The sequence below is a fragment of the Candidatus Oscillochloris fontis genome (assembly GCF_004138135.1).
GTDB classification, from domain to species: Bacteria; Chloroflexota; Chloroflexia; order Chloroflexales; family Chloroflexaceae; genus Oscillochloris; species Oscillochloris fontis.
The window spans coordinates 38300-55641 of record NZ_RYFD01000017.1 but is presented as its reverse complement, the minus strand read 5'-3'; the positions used below and the strand labels follow the sequence as shown (position 1 = coordinate 55641).

Genomic DNA, 17342 nt, shown 5'->3' with positions numbered 1-17342 from the left:
TATGCGCCGTATCTCATTTCTGCTCCTGATCGTGATCGTAACAAGCCTGCTGTCCGCATGTGGCGACACCAACACCAGTGGCCCCTCGGCCAACGCCCTGCGCATCAGCATCGCCTACAGCCCGGAGAAGGAACCCTGGCTGCTTGAGCGCATCGCTGTCTTTAACGCTCAGAACCAGCGCGTTGGCGACCGCCCGATCTTTGTCGAGGGGGTTAACAAATCTTCGGGCGCGGCACGCACCGAGATCAGGAACGGTACGCTCCAAGTCACCGTCTGGAGTCCCTCGGCGAGTACTTGGCTTGAGGTGTTGCGCCAGGAGACGGGTAACCAGGGAATTGCGGTCTCCAATGAGCCGATGGTGCTGACCCCGGTAGTGATCGGGATGTGGCAACCAATGGCCGAGGCACTTGGTTGGCCGAATACGCCAATTGGGTGGCGCGATATGCTCGATCTGATCAATAACCCTGAAGGCTGGGGTGCGTATGGGCATCCTGAGTGGGGCCGCTTCTCGTGGGGCCATACCGACCCGGAGATCAGTACGACGGCCCTCAGTACCCTGATCGCTGAGTTCTATGCCGCTACCAACAAGCAGCAGGGGCTTAGCGCCGCCGATGTGCAGAGCGAAAGCTCCGAGCAGTTCATCCGCGACTTGGGCCAGGGCATCAAGCACTACGGCTACAACACCCTTGTCTTCAGTCAGAACATGAAGAAGTTCGGCATGAGTTACATCTCCGCCTTCCCCATGGAGGAGATCACGCTGATTGACTTCAACAAGGTCAATCCACCGCCCACGCCACTGGTGGCGATCTATCCGGAGGAGGGCACCTTCTGGCACGATAACCCCTTCATCGTGATGGCGACGGCGACCCCGGAGGAGCAGCAGGCGGCCAAGCTCTTCTACGACTTCCTGCTGAACGAAGAGAGCCAGCGCCTCGCGATGAACTACGGCTTCCGCCCAGCCAATGTGAGTGTCCCGCTGGCCGATCCGATTAGCCTCGCCTATGGCGTACAGCCCCAGGGCGTGCAGACCATCCTGGAGGTGCCCAAGGCGGATGTGATCGTGGCGGTGAAGAACTCTTGGGCGATCAACCGCAAGCGCGCCGATATCATCCTGGTGGTAGATATCTCTGGCTCGATGGAGGGCGATAAACTAGAGATGACCCGCGCCGGTTTGGAGAGCTTCCTGATGCGGATTCTGCCCGATGATCGGGTCGGGCTGATCACCTTCTCTAGCACTGCCACTGAGGTGGTCGCCCCGGCGGCGCTGAGTGAGAACCGCATCCAGTTGCAGCTTGCGATCAGTGAGATGACCGCCACTGGTAAGACCGCCGTCTTTGATGCGGTTGATCTGGCGCGTCAATCACTCGAAGCGCTCCCGTCTACGGGCGAAGATCGTATGAAGGCGATTGTGCTGCTCTCGGACGGTGCGGATAACGCCAGCAAGATCACGATTGATGAACTCCAACGCCATTTTGATGAGACCGGGGTGAGCATCTTCCCGGTGGCTTACGGTGCAGACGCGGATCGCAGCATCCTCGACGCGATTGCCGAGTTCTCGCGCACGATTGTCGTGGTGGGGGACACCGGGGATATTGCCCAGATCTTTGAGAACCTGAGTCGCTACTTCTGAGAACCCCTAGCTTCCCGGAAGCTCAATAACACGCCTATGAACAACCTCACCCTGGCCGCAACCCGGCCACTCAATCTCACGGTGTTGGTCGTGGCGCTGATCAGTGGCCTGAGCGTCAGCCTGTGGCTCTTGCCGGTCGGGTTGGTGATGTATGCCACGGCGGTTGTACTGGCTGCCCGCGACCCCAACCTGAGTGCGCGGGCGCAGCGGCCACCGCCACGGGCGGTGGCGCTCCCCAAGCTCACCAGCCCCACCTTTCGCACCATCGTCAATGAAATTGATCGCTCCCAGCGCGAGGTTGAGCGTACTCTCGAACGCGCTCCAGCACCGCTTGGCAAAGCGCTGCAACCAATGATCCTCCAAAGCCGTGAGTTGGTGCTCGAAGCCCACAACTTGGCCAGTAAGGGTCAGATCATCGAGCAGTACCTCGCTAGTTCCAACCCACGCCAACTCCAGGATCAGGTCAGCAACCTCGACATCCAGATCGCCAATACCAAAGACGCCTATACCATCCAGCAACTTCAGGAGGTGCGCACGTCGCTGCTCAAACGCCAACAGCATGCCGCCGACCTCCAAACCTATATTGGGCGAATCAATGCCCAATTAGCCAATATTGATGCCAGCCTCGATACCGTACTGGCCGAGATGGTACGCATCCTTACCGCCGATGCGGTCTCCGCAAGCTCAATGAGCGGCCAGGTGGCCGAGCGTCTCAGTGATATGCGCGCCGATATGAGTGCCTTCCAGCGTATGCTGGATAGTGCGATGACGGGGATCTAGGGGCGCGTCGCGACGCGCCCCTAAATTGCGCACCGCCAAACAATAGCTGAATCTTGATCACAATAGGCCAAAAATGGCCACCCCACTGTATCGCGTATGCAAACGATTACCTCGTTTGCATATGCTTTTTTGGTTGCTGGCTGGGTTTGAAAGGAGGAATGGTGCGACTCGCCAAATTAGTAAAAAAATGGTAATATAGGTCAGCTACAAGTATAGTCAATAGGTGAAAGTGAGTAGCCTCTTACTATAGAGACAAACCCACTCAGTTCCTACAAAATCCGTACATTCTACATCCCTTTTTGGACTATCGGAAAATGGGTGCCTGTGCTATACTTGACTCCCTGCTCTTTATTTTTTGTTACGTACATCACATAAAATAGAGGAAGGGTTTCTACAGGGCGACGCAGCAGCGTAGTCTGAGGCGCCTCCCACATCACGTTACCGTTGTTGGCGCAATTGGGCGCACAAATTAAAGGAGGCCGCACGTGGCTGAACAGAAGAAGTACACGTTGGATGTCGATCTGAAGCAGGGCGTTGTTCCGATCTCTAAAGCCGCATCATCCCTCGCCGCACTGATCAAGCGCTCGCGGGCGCAGCACCAGCCAATCATTGTCACCCAGAAGGGCTACCCGACAGGTGTCATTCTTGACGTAGAGCTTTTTAGTGCACTACGCAAGTTGGCGGATCAGATCGAGGGTTTTGATGATGATGAGGTTGAGGTTCTCGAAGAGGTTGTTGAGAACTAACGTCGATCTGCTCCTGAACCTTTTGTTGAGGGGGTGTTGGCGACAAAATCGCCAACACCCCCTCTCCCGTAGGGGCGAAGCATCGCCCTCCAAACTCGTTCGAGTTCCCCTGCTCTATGGAGGGCGATGCTTCGCCCCTACTCTAGCAACCCTAACTCGCGCGCCTTTTTGAGTGCCTGGGTTCGGCTGAGGACATCGAGTTTGCCGTAGATATTGTTGATGTGTTTCTTAACTGTACTGACCCCCACGACCATCCGCTCGGCAATCTCCTGGTTGGAGAGGCCCGCCGCCACGAGGTTGAGTACTTCTAGCTCGCGGGGGGTGAGCGCCTCGATGAGCTGAACGGGGTTGCTTGCCACCGGCGGGGCGGGCGGGCATGCGGCGAGGATACGGTCAAGATACGCAATCAGTGGGCGTTCTGGGGGCAGGTTGACTAGACTGAGGCGGAGGTCGTCGAGCAACGCCCGCATCGGCTGGCCCAGATCAGCAAAGGTGCGGAGGTAGCCTTCGGCTGCGCTGGCGCGTAATGTGCGCAGGAGGTGGGTGCGCGCAGCGGCTTGCTCGCCACTTGCCGCACTGACGAGGCTCTCTAGGGCACCGATCTCGATCAGCGAACTGTGGCGTCCCTGGATCTCGGCGAGGCTGCGTAGCCGCCCCAGTAGGTGGCGGGCTGGCTCTGGGTAGCCCTGCGCCAGCCGGAGGTGCGCGAGGGCTAGGTAATCAAGCTCCTCCAAATAACTGAGTGGATCATCAACCGCGAGCCGTCGGGCGTGATCCCAGGCACTCGCCTCGGCCAGATCACCCCGCATGAGTGCCAGACGTGCCTGTTCGGCCCCTAGCCAGTTGGCGAGGCGCGGCACGCCGGTGGTGCGGGCGAAGGCCAGCGCCTCGGCCATGGTGCTGCGGGCGGCTTCGGGGGTGCCGCGTGCCATCTGCACCCGCGCCAGACAGATCGGCCCCATCAGCAGGATCTCAACATTCGCCCCTTGCCGCCCTAGCCGTAACCCATCGGCCAAGAGCCGTTCGGCAGCGTCCAGGTCGTTCCACTCATAGTGGAGTTGGGCTAGGCCAATATAGGCGGTGCCTGCTACCGGCACCGGGCGCTCAGTTTGCTGCTCACTAGCCGGGTAGAGCCGCGCTCCATGTTCCAACGCCTCCTGGTAGGTGCGTGCAGCGCGGTGGAGTTGGCCGATCCGCGCCGCTAGTTCCCCCAGTTGGCGCAACGCGAAGATCGTGATGATCAGCAGGTTGGCCGCTTGTCCTGTCCGCGCCGCTTCGTTCAATGCCGCCTCCGCCGCCGCCATGTCGCCGCGCAGGTAGGCGGCACTCCCCAACATCAGCGCCACCACGCTGCGTACAATCACGCTATCGTCGGGGATTTCGGCCAGTGCGGCTTGCGCCAGCGCCACCGTCTGGGCGGTGTCGCGGCGCAACCCGGCCACCGTGGCACGTACCGCTAACACCTCGCTGCGCAGGTTGCGCGGGGTGAAGGGGGCGCTCAGGTGGGTGGGCGTGTCGGGATCGGCGGCCTCTACCATCTGGTTGACGCGGGCCAGTGGGATGTCAACCGCATCAAACTGTCCAGAGACCGCTAGTGCCCAGGCTTCGATCAGACAGAGACCGGGGCGGGAATGGGCGAGATCGCTGGGCAGTGCGCGGAGCCAACCGAGGACAGTCGCGACTTCACTGCGGAGCAGTAGCAGACGCCCTTCTTGCTCAATCAGGCGTGCCGCCTGCGCATACGCTTTGGCGGCCAGTAGGTGGCTGACCGCCTCGACCGGCATGGCGGCCCGTGCATACCAATCGGCGGCGCACTGGTGCAAGTGTTGGGCATACGCGGGATCATCGTGCAGGAGCCGTTCACGCAGGAACTCGGCAAACAGGGCGTGGTAGCGGTACCAACGCCGCTCCTGATCGAGAGGTTGGAGGAAGAGGCCGGCACGTTCAATGGCTTGGAGAATGTCGGCTGCCGGACGTTGCAGATCGGGCAGCAACGCCGCACATAGGTCGCTACACAGTGCATCAACCAAGCATGTTGCGAGGAGGAAGTGGCGATATTCGGCAGATTGACGCGCCAGCACCTCTTCGGCGAGGTAATCAACCAGATGGCGATGGCTGCCCCCAAAGGCGCGCATCAGGTGGTGGGCCGCTTCACCGGAGCGCAGCGAGAGCACCGCGAGTTGCAGCGCACCCGGCCAGCCCTCACTGCGTTCGCTGAGTGCGGCGACATCCTCGGCGGGCAGATTTAGGCCATGCGATTGCAGAAAGGCGTGAACCTCAGCGGCGGAGAAGCGCAGGTCGTTGGCATGCAACTCGGTCAGGTGGCCGTGGAGCCGCAGGCGTGCGAGGGGCAACGGCGGTTCACTGCGGCTCAGAATGAGCAGCCGGATGCTGGGTGGCAGATGTTCAATGAGGGTCGCTAGATGGGCGTGGATCGCGGGAGTCTCGATGACGTGATAGTCGTCGAGCACCAGCAGACATGGGTTGGCGAGATCGGCCAGTTCTTCTACCAGCGCCGCGATCACCACATCAAGCGCAGCCGGTTGGGGCGAGGCGAGCATCGAGCGGGCATGATCGGCGAAGCCAGGGAAGGTACGGGCAAGGGCGGCGAGCAGTGCGCCCCAGAAGCGTGTCGGATCATTATCGCGGGGATCGAGCGAGAGCCACGCGAAGGTAGAACCAGGGGGATGATCGCGCAGCCAACTGGTAGCGAGCGTCGTCTTACCGAAGCCGGGTGGAGCCACAATGAGGATGATGCGGGTCTTGGTGTTAGCAAGGCGGGCAAGCAGATTCGGGCGCTCAATGCAACTCGCAAAGAGGGGCGGCGGGTGCAGTTTAGTGGCAATGAGCGGAATCGTCATATGGCATTGGGAGCCGATACGCTACAAATCGCGGGGTACCGATTCGATAGTCGAAAAGACCGGGACGGCTGGACCCAATTCCATCCCTTCAGTAGTTAATGGGCAGAGATAGGCATAGATCTCGACCCCATTCGCCAGTGCGAAGCGTAGGGCGCGGCCAAAGGCGGGATCAACCTCATCATTGGGAACGAGGCTCCGCGCACGTTGGCGTTGAATGATAAAGACCATCGCGCAGCGCTGCCCATTACGGGCGATCATCGCAAACTGTTCGAGTTGCCGTCGTCCAACCTCGGTGGGTGCATCGGGGTAGCGCGCAACGCGCTGGCTCACCAGATTCACTGCCTTCACCTCTAGGTAACAGGTGCTCAGCCCTTCACCGAGGCGGAAATCAAAGCGATGCTCACCTACCATTACCTCACGCTGCACCTTGGTATAGCGTGCAAATTGTGGCAACGCCCCACTTGCCAAGGCGCGTGCGATCAGCCGGTGTGGCATGTGGGTATCCAACGAGACGAGATCATCCCCTTCGTAAATCCCAACGACCTGGAAGACCGTCTTGCGTCCGATCTCATCACGGGGAGCAAGTAACAGGCGTGCTTGGGGCACGAGCAGGTCATTGATCCGCCCCCGATCAGCCATATGTGCCCGCACATATTTGCCATTGATCTGTGCTTCGATCACCTGCTGGCTGGTACGGGCAACAAAGGTTGCCTCGACCAGCGAACCAGAGGCGATCAGTGGAACTCGAATCGACATAGCATTATTTGGTGGTTTTGGTGGTATTGCCATCAAAACCACCAACACATCATGAGGCATCAACCATTGACCAACGCTCGCATCTTTGCCAGTGCATCATCAGAGACTATCGCCCATGCGGGGATGCTGATCTCCTTCAGGATTGAAGCACCATCAGGATCGTTGTGCATCTCGGTGAGCGAGGGTAGGAGTGTCGCTAGATCCTGGTGCAGCACCGGGCGGGCGACGAACATATGGAACGCCGAACGCTCTTCGGTCTCGCCCAAGATTCGTACCATATCGCGGCCTTGTTGCGAAAGCTCTTCGTAGGCATCGCGGTAGACGATCCCAAACGGAGCCTCGCCATTCCACACGCTGCGCACCACACTCAGCCACGAGTCGCGGTGGAGGATGCCGGCGGGCTTAATGCCTTTCCCCTCCATACACTTCAGCCCTATTCGGGTGGGCAGTAGATTCTCCACACTGGCAACCATCGCCCCATTGATCGCACTGACGTCGGGTAGGTCGCCATCTGGCCCGGTGACAATCAACGCCTCATCGTAGGTATCAGCCGGACGCATCAACGGCTTCATGCCATGCTGATCGATCAAGTTGATCGCATCAGTTGGGTTGGCATAGACGAGGTCGGCATTCATCATCGCCTCGCGGAACTCGCTAAAATCGAGGCTCATCTCGAAGTGCAGACTCAGTTCATAGTGCGAGGTGAGGAACTGGACGAGCCGATACCAACCATCAGGATTACGAACGGTGTCGTGGGGGCAAACCATGAACTTGATGTTGGCCATGTCAGACTCCTTTGCTAGACATGAGATGCAGGGTTAGAATGTTATTCGACCTCAACAGCCGCATCATTCGGTTGCTCAATTCGGGTTCGGCGGCGCAATGCCCATCCACCTGCCAACGCACTCGCCCCCAGGCTTGCCAGTAGGCCAAGCGGCTGCACCATACCCGCGCTGGTGTTGGGGAGGGTCGCCGGGATGGGTAGTGGTGTCCCACTGGCCGGTGGTGGTGTGGGGGTTACGTTAGGTGCGGGGCTGCCAACGGCAAGCCCAACACTGATCCGGCCCTCAGCGATGGCATTAATCGGCGAGTTCGTGCTGATATACTCTTGGACCACATCGGCCAGGATCAGCCCGGTGTTGAGTTGGTTACTGCCCTGAGCGAAGGTGGTATAGCCGTCACCTCCTCCAAGCATAAAGTCATTCGTAACTACACGGAAGTAGGCGTTGCTATCCATGGGTGCCCCGGCATACGTAACACTGGTGACCCGGCTCCCAACAGGTAGCGCTGGGTTATAGGTGAAACTGAACCCGGCAATCTGCGGGAAGCGTCCGGCACCACTTTCGACTTGACTCACCCCGTTCTCCAGCGCGGCCCACACGTGCGCCCCGCTCAGATCAACCGTGGCCAGGGTATTGCCGAAGGGCAACACCTCAAGAACCTGCCCCATGCTGATCGCACCCGCCGGAATCGAGGCTCGAATGCCACCGCCATTGGTGATGGCGAGTTGTCCTCCTCGGTTGCGGGTCTTGATCAGCATCGCATCGGCGATCAGATTGCCCAGATTGGTCTCACGGGTACGCACATTGGTGCGCGCCCCATCGAGATCAACGCTACTCGATCCAATAACCGTAGCTCGCAACTGATTTAGCGGTTCGGCCAGCACCTGAATGCGCTCTTCAAAGCTGGGATCGGCCTCAATCGAAGGTACTACCTCGGTTGGATGGCCCTGCACATCTACAATCGTGCCGTCTTGGTTGAAGGCCAGCGTCAGATCACCGAGCCAACGCCCCCACTCCCAATCGGTGACGATCACCACTGGCTTACCGTCGGGTGCGGCGATCAGTTCGGGGTAGGGCGGGTTGCCACTGCTGCTCATCGGCCCCATCGGGGTGTGCGAGTGCCCGCCGATAATCAGGCTGATCCCTGTGACTTCACGCGCAATCTGGCGATCCACGTCAATCCCAACGTGAGTCAGCGCAATAATCGTAAAGACCCCCGCAGCCTGGAGGGCGGCTACCTGCTCCTTGGCGGCTACAATCGCCGAGGTAAACTGCACTTCAGATCCCGTGTTCGCAAGTTCGCCGGTATCTTCTGGGGTGAGTCCGAAGATGCCGATCTTCTTACCGCCCTTTTCCAGAATGATATGTGGCTTATAGAGCCCATCGAGGACTGAACCTGCGGGGACACGGATATTCGCACTCAGGACGGGGAAGGTTGCACGCTTGATAAAGTCGGCCAGAAGCGTCGTACCACGGTCAAACTCATGGTTGCCGATCGTCATGGCCTCGTAGCCCATGGCGTTATAGAACTCCAGATCGGCCATTCCATTGTACTGGTTGAAGAAGAGCGTCCCCTGGAAGACATCACCGGCGTCCACCAGAAGCATGGGCAAAGCCTCACTCGAACGCACCTGGTCTATCAGGGTCTTTCGGCGCGCCACGCCACCATGCTGTGGGGTACTCCCATTCATCACCGGCTCAATCCGGGCATGGTGATCATTGGTGTGCAGCACACGCATGCGCAGGGCTGCTGGCGCTTGGGCCAACGCAACACGATAGCTACCGTCGCTGTAGATCATCAGAAGCGCACCGGCACCAAGGCTCAGGCTCCGTTTCAAGAACTGCCGCCGTGAGATCTTCTCCATCGGGCTCTCTCCTCTGCTCTGTCTTCTCTTCAATGAGCATCCGTCTGAACCGTGTGAGATCGTGATATCAGGTACGAGGTATGGTATATCAGCCGCGATAAAAGCGCAAGAAACCTAGTAGGGGCGAAGCAGCGCCCTCCGTGTAGTCTGGAGAACACAAACTGAGTTGGAGGGCGCTGCTTCGCCCCTACCAGGTTCATTATAGACGACAATAGTGCACAATGGGCTATAATGCGCCCCATGATACCGACTCGTACTCTCCCGGCTGATGCCGCCAGTATTCAGGAGGCCGCGACCATCCTCGCCGCTGGTGGCCTCGTGGCCTTTCCAACCGAGACGGTCTATGGCGTAGGGGCCGACGCGCTCAACCCTGATGCGGTGGCGCGCATCTTTACCGCCAAGGGCCGCCCCGCCGAAGATCCGCTGATTGTTCACTTGGCCCAACTCTCCGATCTGCCACGGGTTACTAAGGGCTACCCCGCAGTTGTTGATCACCTCGCAGCCCACTGTTGGCCTGGCCCGCTCACGCTGGTGCTCCCGCGTGGCCCCGCTGTGCCCTACGGTGTTACTGCGGGGCGTGAGACGGTGGCGGTGCGTATCCCGGCGCACCCGGTGGCGCGGGCGTTGATCGCGGCGGCTGGCACGCCCGTGGCTGCGCCGAGTGCGAACCGTTTTGGCCATACCAGCCCCACCAGCGCTGCGCACGTCCTGGCCGATCTGCACGGGCGGATCGCGATGGTCTTGGATGGTGGCCCGGCCACACTGGGGGTCGAGTCGACCGTTCTCGATTTAAGCGGGCCAATCCCGACACTGCTACGCCCAGGCGGGGTGAGTCTGGAGACCTTGCGTGATCTGTTGGGTGAGGTCGCGGTGGGCGGTCGGGCGGCCCCCACTGGCGGCCAAGTTGCGCCTGGCTTACTGGATCGCCACTATGCCCCCGACAACGCCCTCCACCTCTGTATCGGCCCGGACACCGCGTGCCAGGCGTGGCTCCAGCAGGCTGCGCGCACCCAGATGGCTGCGGGTCGCCGGGTGGGGTTGCTCATCCCCGATGAGGACGTGGCGCTGTTTGCGGATCTGGCGGTAGATATTGAACCGCTCGGCCCCGCGAGTGATCCACTGGCGATTGCGGCACGCCTCTATGCCGCTCTGCGTGCCCTCGATGCGCGCCAACCCGATCTGATTCTCGCCCGTGATGTGGGAGAGGCTGGAATCGCCCGCGCCATCCGGGATCGCCTCACGCGCGCGGCTGCAACGGTTCACGATGGGAGTGAAGGGGTTGTCTTCTGACCAGTGTAGCGTAAGAGTTCACACTTCTCCTAGCATTCCGGTTTTGACGCAAAGACGCCAAGGCGCAAAGCCTGCAACAAAACCTTTGCGTCCTTGCGCCTTTGCGTCAATACGAGATTTCTTTTACCCCAAGTGTGAACAGTTACAGTGTAGCCTTTTTTTGACGCAAAGGTTGTGCTTGATTATGCTATTGAAGGCTTTGCGTCTTGGCGTCAAGACATGAATACTAGGAGCAGTGCGAAGCGGTATGTGCGACGGACAGAAATATACTATAGCGTTGCTCGCTGAACGTCTCGATCTGGCGCTGGCTGCGCGGGCCGATCTGATAGACGCCCCGCATCAGACCGCGTGGCGGCTCTTTGCCGGGTTTGTCGAGGGCTGCCCGGAACTGGTGCTCGATATCTACGCTACCACGGCGGTGATTCATAACTATGCCGATCCGCCTGCGACGGGTGAGCCGCTTGTTGCTACGGCGATTGCATGGCTCCGGGCGCGTTTGCCTTGGGTGACGGCGGTTGTGGTGAAGATTCGCCATGCCGCGACCCCAGAAGGACAGGCCGGGCGGTTGGTGTGGGGTGAACGGGCTACTCGGCGCATCCGCGAGTATGGTATCTGGTACGCGGTCGATCTGACGATGAACCGTGATGCCAGCTTCTACCTGGACACCCGTGGTTTACGTGGGTTGCTTCAGCGGGAAGCATGCGGCCAGACTCTGCTCAACACCTTCGCCTACACCGGCAGTTTGGGGGTGGCCGCACTCGCTGGTGGGGCGCGGCGAGTGGTGCAACTCGATCTCAACCGCCGCTTCCTCAATCTAGCCAAGGATTCCTACAGCCTCAATGGCTTGCCAGTGCAGCGTGCAGATTTTCTCAGCGGTGATTTCTGGGTCGTCGTGAATCGTCTGAAACGGGCGGATGAGCGCTTTGATTGGGTTATCCTCGATCCGCCGATTTTTTCGGCAACTGGCCGTGGGGTGGTCGATCTGGCCGGGAACTATACGCGCCTGATCAACAAACTCCGCCCGCTGTTACGTAGTGGTGGGCGGCTTGTGGCGATCAATAACGCGATCTTTCTGAGTGGTGAGGAGTACCTTGCCATGCTCGATACACTTTGCCAGGATGGCCATGTGCGTCTGCTCGAACGTATTGATGTCCCCGCTGATTGTACTGGCTACCCCACTACGCGCATGAACCCACCACTTCGCGACCCCACGCCCTTTAATCATGCCACGAAGATCGCGGTTTTAGAGGTTACGCACAAGGTATAGGGGCGCATCGTGATGCGCCCTATAGAACTCAAGCTACGCCTGTAGCGGGGATCCACGAAAAAGAGTGTTTTGATGGTGCGGTTGGCCGCAAAGCGGCCAACCGCACCATCAAAACTATGGATTTGGGGCGTAGCCCCAAGCAGAAATCCCCTTAGCTTGAGGGGTATGGGGCGCATCCCGATGCGCCACTACTACTCATCCGTTGATTCTTCAATCATGCTGAGATCCAGTGACTCCTTCGTTACATACTGGATCAGCTCGGTGTAGATTTCAATTCCCAACAGCACCCCACTCGGATAGCCCTTTTGAGTGATGACGATCGGCTGCTGATTGGAACGGGAGCGCTTGATCAGCGCGGCAAGAGCGGAGGCAGCACGGGAGATCGGCACCACACCATGCTCCAGATCGACGGGCTTCATAGAAGAACCTCGCTCCGACTAGGCAATGTGTAACACCGACTTAATGATAGCACAAATTATAGGGATGAAACATCATCTTTTAATCTGTAGTCAGGGCATGTGCAAAGTCACCTCCGGTGGGGGTTCGGGGGCGGCGAAGCCGCCCCCGAAGAACTTTTTTGGTGTGTTTTGGCAGCGAAGCCGCCAAAACACACCAAAAATTGAGGTTTGGGGCACAGCCCCAAGGACTTTGCACATGCCCTGATCAACTAGGGCGCCGAGATGGCCAAGAAGAGCCGCCCGAAGGCGACACCCTTATCGTTCATTCCCGGTACACCACCGGCGGTAATTGCCTTGAACGGCGCGAGACGATCCGTTGTCTCAGGATCACTGATCCCGCCGAACTCTTCGGCTACTGCGATGACCTCAGGCAGATTGACGAAGATCATTCCGCCATGCGGGTTGGGCAGCGCCTTTGCACTGGTCTGATAGGCCGTATTGCTACTCAGCGTGCTTGTCGGGGCAGCGGCAGATTCCAGTGCCCGCTCGCCAAACGCGATCACCAGATCATCGCCGACAAAACCGTAGCCGCCGATGGTCTCACCCTGCGGGCTGAAGGCGCTCCAACTAACCCCGCCAATCTCCGCATCGGTCAGGCCCAGCTCGCCGCCACTCATCGTATCAACCGCCTCGATGATGCGGTTCATGCCTTCCTCAGCCGCCGCACGATCACTCGGCTTGATCGCGAAGTAGCCGGTCACCGGCGAGGGCATCCCCATCAGATCTTCGCCTGGGAGCAGCACAATCGAACCTTCACCCTGGAACCAGTCGAGCAGATCGCGGTTGAGATCGAGGCCCAACTCTTCCTCGTACATTGCCACCTGATCGGCAATATCGGGGTCACCCTCAATGGCCTGACGGATCTGTTCCGCGTAGGTGGGCGGGATGCGGAAGCTGATGGCGACGAGGGCGTCACCACTCACGTTCGCAACACGGTCGGCGCTGACGGGCGTGGTGGCATCTTTGAGTTGATCGCGGGTGGCCTGGCTCAGTCCGTTGGGGTCAAAGACGCTCAACGCATCAAAGGCGACACCATCGGCCAAGACGCTGATCGAGAACCCAACCCCTTGCAGCGCCTTCATACTCTCAAGCTGATCGAGGAGTTGATTGGCACTTGCCTCCGGCATGTCAGCGACCAGTTGCTCGCTATTGGCCATGATACCATCGGCTATTGGCTGGCCATTCACGAAGATGAAGCCGATGCGATCCGGTGAGAGCGCGGCCAGCACCTGCTGGAAGCGCGGGTTGGCGGCGAGGGTCTCTTTGCCACTTGGATCACGGCTGATGACCGCGCTGATCAGATCGGTATTACTGGCAAAGATCACATGACCGCGCACGAGGGCGAACGCGGCACCAGGGGTGTCATCGCTCGCTTGGGTATAGATGGTGATGCCACCGACCTCAGTACTGGTGAACTGCTCACCCTTGCCCTCGCGAAACTGGCGCAGCTTGTCGAGGAATGCCTGGGCGGCCTTCTCATCGCGGGCTGCTATCAGGATGACCGCCTTGATATCCTGTTGCACATCGGGTGTCTCACCCATGCTCAGGGCTTCAAAGTTGAGGATTTGGTCAATCGGTATACCACTAATCGCGATGCCAACCTCGGTCCCAATCCAGGGCGCAATGTCATCCTTGAAGGTGACGCCCCACTCCTCCTTCATATTTTCGTTGAAGGCTGCTTCATTCTGGTAGTCCATCAACTCCGGGAAGGCTTGGCGCAGGCGATCAATGTTGGGCAGATCGTTCAAATTAGGAGTAATTGCAGCGTAGACCTGGGTGTCGCCAGCGACCAGTTGCGGGATACTGTTCGAGCGATTTCCGGTGAGTTGCAAGACCAGCGCGGTGGCTCCGACGGCGATCAGGAGGAGGGCGAGCAACCCACCTCCGATCAGGAATAGCATATTTTTCGGTTTGGGCGTGTCGGATGGAAGCGGGCTTACTGGTGGGAGATCCATCTCATGCTCCTCCTAGCATAGATTTGGCATCAGGTATGCCTCCTTATTGTACGTGTTTCTGGCCAAAAAGGTGGCAGAGTAGCGGTGCAATATCTTGCGCCGCTACTCGTTACGCAATGCCTTGATCGGATCGAGCCGGGCTGCCCGCATCGCCGGGAAGAGGCCAAAGAAGATCCCGATCCCCGCCGAAATGGATGTGGCCAGGATGATCGAACTGAGCGAGACGCTCGCCTTGACCGTCGGATCGTCGGAGAGGGTGTAGAGGATGTAGCTGCCGCCGAAGGAGAAGAGGTAGCCCAAACCTATGCCGAGAACCCCACCCGCAAGGCAGAGCACGACCGCCTCGATCAAGAATTGCCACATGATGTCGCGTCGCTTGGCCCCCACCGCCTTGCGTAGCCCGATCTCCTTGGTGCGTTGTGCCACACTCACCAGCATGATGTTCATGATCCCGATTCCGCCCACCAACAACGAGATCCCGCCGATGGTACCCAGGAATGCGCTGAAGCCTGCCGTGATCTGCTTGAACTGCTCCGAGGCTTGCTGCGGGTTGTTCACCCGGAAGTCGTTGGCTTGGTAGGTGAGCCGATGCTCCTGGCGCAAGATCTCGGTGACTTGCCGGATGGCTTCGTCTATCTCTGGGACGCTGCGCGCTTTGACGGTCATGCTCGATACATCCACCCGTGTGGTGACGTTGTTGCGGAAGAGCCGGTCGCGGGCGGTAAGGTAGGGGACATAGACCTGTTCGCTGGGGCTAGAGAAGCGTCCGAGTGCGCCGGCGAGGCCGCTCTGTTTGGTCGTACTCACTCCGATGATCTCGAACTGCACCCCGTTCAGGCTGATGCGCTCGCCCACCGCTTGGTAGATGTCGCCAAACAGGGTTGTGGCCACGCCATCGCCAATCACCGCCACGCGGGCATTCGCCAGATCTTCGGCATCGGTGAAGTAGCGCCCATCGCCCAACGCGGTGTCGCCGATCTGGAAGAAGTTGGGAGTCACGCCTTTAATGCCGAAGAGGTAGCGCGGCCCGCCTGCACTCACCGTGCCGCTGCGGTTCAGTTCGAGCGCCACGAACTCCACCGCCGGGGCTGCCCCCGGTCGCATGATCGCGGCCACATCATCAGAGCGTAGCTGCGGGCGCAGGGTTTCGTCCGTGTTGCGGCTGTCTACAGTCGGGTTGACATAAAAGACACCAACCCCGATCTTATTAAACTCGCGTTCAATAAAGAGTTGGTAGCCGTCGCCAATGGCGAGCATCCCCACTACCGCGCCCACCCCGATGATGATGCCGAGCATAGTGAGGAATGCGCGCAGTTTGTGGGTGAGCATGGCTTGCCAAGCCACCCGAAAGGCTTCGAGGAAGGACATAAGCGTACCTCAGCTTTATGTTGACGCAAAGGCGCAAAGGTTTTGATTGGGGGCTATCTTGAATGCTTTGCGCCTTGGCGTCTTTGCGTCAAAACCGGGATGCACAGTTGTTAGCTTTATGTTGACGCAAAGGCGCAAAGACGCAAAGGTTTTGATTGGGGGCTATCTTGAATGCTTTGCGCCTTGGCGTCTTTGCGTCAAAACCGGGAGGCGAGGAGAACGGTGAACAGTTGCTACTCAGTGCGCAGCGCCTCAATTGGGTTGAGCCGCGCCGCCGTCAGGGCCGGGAAGAAGCCGAAGGCGATGCCGATGCCAGCCGCGATGCCGCTGGCCAGCAGGACGTTACTCAGTTGTACGGTGGCCTGCGCCCCTTCGGCCTGGAAGAGATTGACCAGCACCCAGGTGCCGATCAGTGAGAAGCCATAGCCAAGTAAAATTCCGATCACGCTGCCGATTAGGCAGAGCACGACCGCCTCGATCAAGAATTGCATCAGGATGTCGCTGCGGCGCGCCCCGACCGCCTTGCGCAGCCCGATCTCCTTGGTGCGCTCGGTGACACTCACCAGCATGATGTTCATAATCCCGATGCCGCCCACCAGGAGCGAGATCCCGGCCACGATGCCCAGAAAGGCATTGAAGGCTCCGATCACCGCGCTGGCCTGTTGCGCAAACTGCTCCGGGTTGATGATCGTGAAGTCGTTCTCCTGGTAGGTGAGGCGGTGCTGTTCGCGAAGCACGTCGGTAATTTCGCGCACCGCCGCGTCAATCTGGTCGCGATCCACCGCCTTGACCGTCATGAACGAGACATTGATTAGATCGCTGGTCTGGTTGCGGAAGAGTCGCGTGATCCCGGTCTCGTAGGGGATAAAGATCGCTTCGGCGGGATCGCTGCCAACACTGACCTGGCCGGGTGGGTTGGCGAGCACCCCGACGATCTCAAACTGTACGCCATTGAGGCCGATGCGTTGGCCAAAGGCGACCTCCAACCCTCCGTACATGGTCTCGGCCACACTGCGCCCGATCACCGCCACCCGTGCGCGGGCCTCCTCGTCGGCAGCGTTGAGTATTCGTCCAGTGGCGAGATCCTGCGGGCTAATCGCAAAGAAGGAGGGACTCAGGGCGCGTACCGAGTAGGTGCCGCGCTGTCCGTTGGCCAACACCTGTACATTGTCGCTCCACTCAATTGAAACCGCCTGCACCGAGGGCGAGCGCCCCGGTTGCATGATCGCCCGCGCATCAGCACTGGTCAGGCTGGCCGTCTGGAGGACATCAATCCGGTTGGTGTCAATAAACGGAGCCACATAGACCGTCCCGATGCCGAGTTGGTCAAACTGGCTGTTCAAAAAGCCCTGGAACCCATTCCCAAGCGCCAGCATCCCGATCACCGCGCCGACCCCGATGACGATGCCGAGCATGGTCAGCGCCGCCCGCAGTTTGTTGGTCAACAGGGCTTGGAAGGAGATACGGAAAGATTCGATGATGTTCATGGCTCGTCTACTGTACCTGTTCACACTTGGGGTAAAAGACTTTAGGCTCACGCGAAGGCGCGAAGGTTTTGGTATAGGCTTTGCGCCTTCGCGTCTT

General features: G+C 59.4%; 13 protein-coding genes. 5 read left to right on the top strand and 8 right to left on the bottom strand.

The annotated features are described in order from the left end of the window. Position 1 precedes the first annotated feature (1 nt). From EKD03_RS08655 to EKD03_RS08645, 3 genes are all read left to right on the top strand, one after another. The gene (locus tag EKD03_RS08655; protein ID WP_129629620.1) at positions 2–1630 is read left to right on the top strand and encodes a VWA domain-containing protein; all 1629 of its coding nucleotides are present in this window, start codon (positions 2–4) and stop codon (positions 1628–1630) included. A 36-nt stretch (positions 1631–1666) separates the two neighbouring features. After that, positions 1667–2410 carry a hypothetical protein gene (locus EKD03_RS08650; RefSeq protein WP_129629618.1) on the top strand — a complete coding sequence of 248 codons (744 nt, stop codon included), beginning with the start codon at positions 1667–1669 and terminating at the stop codon, positions 2408–2410. Between the two features lie 485 nt (positions 2411–2895). Beyond that, positions 2896–3156: a type II toxin-antitoxin system Phd/YefM family antitoxin gene (locus tag EKD03_RS08645; RefSeq protein WP_129629616.1), complete on the top strand. Its 261-nt coding sequence runs from the start codon at positions 2896–2898 to the stop codon at positions 3154–3156. A gap of 137 nt (positions 3157–3293) precedes the next feature. Here EKD03_RS08645 and EKD03_RS08640 read toward each other — a convergent pair whose 3' ends face one another. The 4 genes from EKD03_RS08640 to EKD03_RS08625 are packed head-to-tail and all read right to left on the bottom strand — an operon-like array spanning position 3294 to position 9420. Then, on the bottom strand, positions 3294–6017 hold the full coding sequence (locus EKD03_RS08640) for a winged helix-turn-helix domain-containing protein (RefSeq protein WP_129629614.1): 2724 nt from the start codon (positions 6015–6017) through the stop codon (positions 3294–3296). A gap of 21 nt (positions 6018–6038) precedes the next feature. Then, positions 6039–6773, bottom strand: coding sequence for a DNA/RNA nuclease SfsA (gene sfsA / locus EKD03_RS08635; protein ID WP_420808794.1), 735 nt, complete (start codon positions 6771–6773; stop codon positions 6039–6041). A gap of 59 nt (positions 6774–6832) precedes the next feature. After that, positions 6833–7558: a PhnD/SsuA/transferrin family substrate-binding protein gene (locus EKD03_RS08630; protein ID WP_129629610.1), complete on the bottom strand. Its 726-nt coding sequence runs from the start codon at positions 7556–7558 to the stop codon at positions 6833–6835. Between the two features lie 41 nt (positions 7559–7599). Then, positions 7600–9420: a bifunctional metallophosphatase/5'-nucleotidase gene (locus EKD03_RS08625; protein WP_129629608.1), complete on the bottom strand. Its 1821-nt coding sequence runs from the start codon at positions 9418–9420 to the stop codon at positions 7600–7602. A gap of 231 nt (positions 9421–9651) precedes the next feature. Here EKD03_RS08625 and EKD03_RS08620 point away from each other — a divergent pair, with 231 nt between their 5' ends. Both EKD03_RS08620 and EKD03_RS08615 read left to right on the top strand, forming a co-directional pair. Beyond that, on the top strand, positions 9652–10710 hold the full coding sequence (locus tag EKD03_RS08620; RefSeq protein ID WP_129629606.1) for an L-threonylcarbamoyladenylate synthase: 1059 nt from the start codon (positions 9652–9654) through the stop codon (positions 10708–10710). Positions 10711–10957: 247 nt separating this feature from the next. Next, positions 10958–11977, top strand: a complete 1020-nt coding sequence (locus tag EKD03_RS08615) for a class I SAM-dependent methyltransferase (protein ID WP_238613447.1) — start codon at positions 10958–10960, stop codon at positions 11975–11977. Between the two features lie 191 nt (positions 11978–12168). On the opposite strand, the gene EKD03_RS08610 is transcribed toward EKD03_RS08615, so the two are convergent. The 4 genes from EKD03_RS08610 to EKD03_RS08595 all read right to left on the bottom strand — a co-directional run bounded on the left by EKD03_RS08610 (position 12169) and on the right by EKD03_RS08595 (position 17245). Next, positions 12169–12396, bottom strand: coding sequence for a type II toxin-antitoxin system prevent-host-death family antitoxin (locus tag EKD03_RS08610; protein ID WP_129629604.1), 228 nt, complete (start codon positions 12394–12396; stop codon positions 12169–12171). Between the two features lie 248 nt (positions 12397–12644). Then, complete coding sequence (locus EKD03_RS08605) at positions 12645–14390, bottom strand: DUF3352 domain-containing protein (RefSeq protein WP_129629602.1); 1746 nt, start codon at positions 14388–14390, stop codon at positions 12645–12647. 102 nt (positions 14391–14492) lie between these two features. Next, the gene (locus EKD03_RS08600; RefSeq protein WP_129629600.1) at positions 14493–15758 is read right to left on the bottom strand and encodes an ABC transporter permease; all 1266 of its coding nucleotides are present in this window, start codon (positions 15756–15758) and stop codon (positions 14493–14495) included. Between the two features lie 233 nt (positions 15759–15991). Further along, entirely contained in the window at positions 15992–17245 is a 1254-nt protein-coding gene (locus tag EKD03_RS08595; protein WP_129629598.1) for an ABC transporter permease, read from the bottom strand. Positions 17246–17342: the final 97 nt, after the last annotated feature.

What these genes read in the sequence shown, in the direction of transcription:
- EKD03_RS08600 (WP_129629600.1), bottom strand. Translation starts at nt 15,758, where the DNA reads ATGTCCTTCCTCGAAGCCTTTCGGGTGGCTTGGCAAGCCATGCTCACC.
- EKD03_RS08595 (WP_129629598.1), bottom strand. Translation starts at nt 17,245, where the DNA reads ATGAACATCATCGAATCTTTCCGTATCTCCTTCCAAGCCCTGTTGACC.
- EKD03_RS08650 (WP_129629618.1), top strand. Translation starts at nt 1,667, where the DNA reads ATGAACAACCTCACCCTGGCCGCAACCCGGCCACTCAATCTCACGGTG.
- EKD03_RS08620 (WP_129629606.1), top strand. Translation starts at nt 9,652, where the DNA reads ATGCGCCCCATGATACCGACTCGTACTCTCCCGGCTGATGCCGCCAGT.
- EKD03_RS08640 (WP_129629614.1), bottom strand. Translation starts at nt 6,017, where the DNA reads ATGACGATTCCGCTCATTGCCACTAAACTGCACCCGCCGCCCCTCTTT.
- EKD03_RS08615 (WP_238613447.1), top strand. Translation starts at nt 10,958, where the DNA reads ATGTGCGACGGACAGAAATATACTATAGCGTTGCTCGCTGAACGTCTC.
- EKD03_RS08605 (WP_129629602.1), bottom strand. Translation starts at nt 14,390, where the DNA reads ATGGATCTCCCACCAGTAAGCCCGCTTCCATCCGACACGCCCAAACCG.
- EKD03_RS08610 (WP_129629604.1), bottom strand. Translation starts at nt 12,396, where the DNA reads ATGAAGCCCGTCGATCTGGAGCATGGTGTGGTGCCGATCTCCCGTGCT.
- EKD03_RS08655 (WP_129629620.1), top strand. Translation starts at nt 2, where the DNA reads ATGCGCCGTATCTCATTTCTGCTCCTGATCGTGATCGTAACAAGCCTG.
- EKD03_RS08630 (WP_129629610.1), bottom strand. Translation starts at nt 7,558, where the DNA reads ATGGCCAACATCAAGTTCATGGTTTGCCCCCACGACACCGTTCGTAAT.
- EKD03_RS08625 (WP_129629608.1), bottom strand. Translation starts at nt 9,420, where the DNA reads ATGGAGAAGATCTCACGGCGGCAGTTCTTGAAACGGAGCCTGAGCCTT.
- sfsA (WP_420808794.1), bottom strand. Translation starts at nt 6,773, where the DNA reads ATGTCGATTCGAGTTCCACTGATCGCCTCTGGTTCGCTGGTCGAGGCA.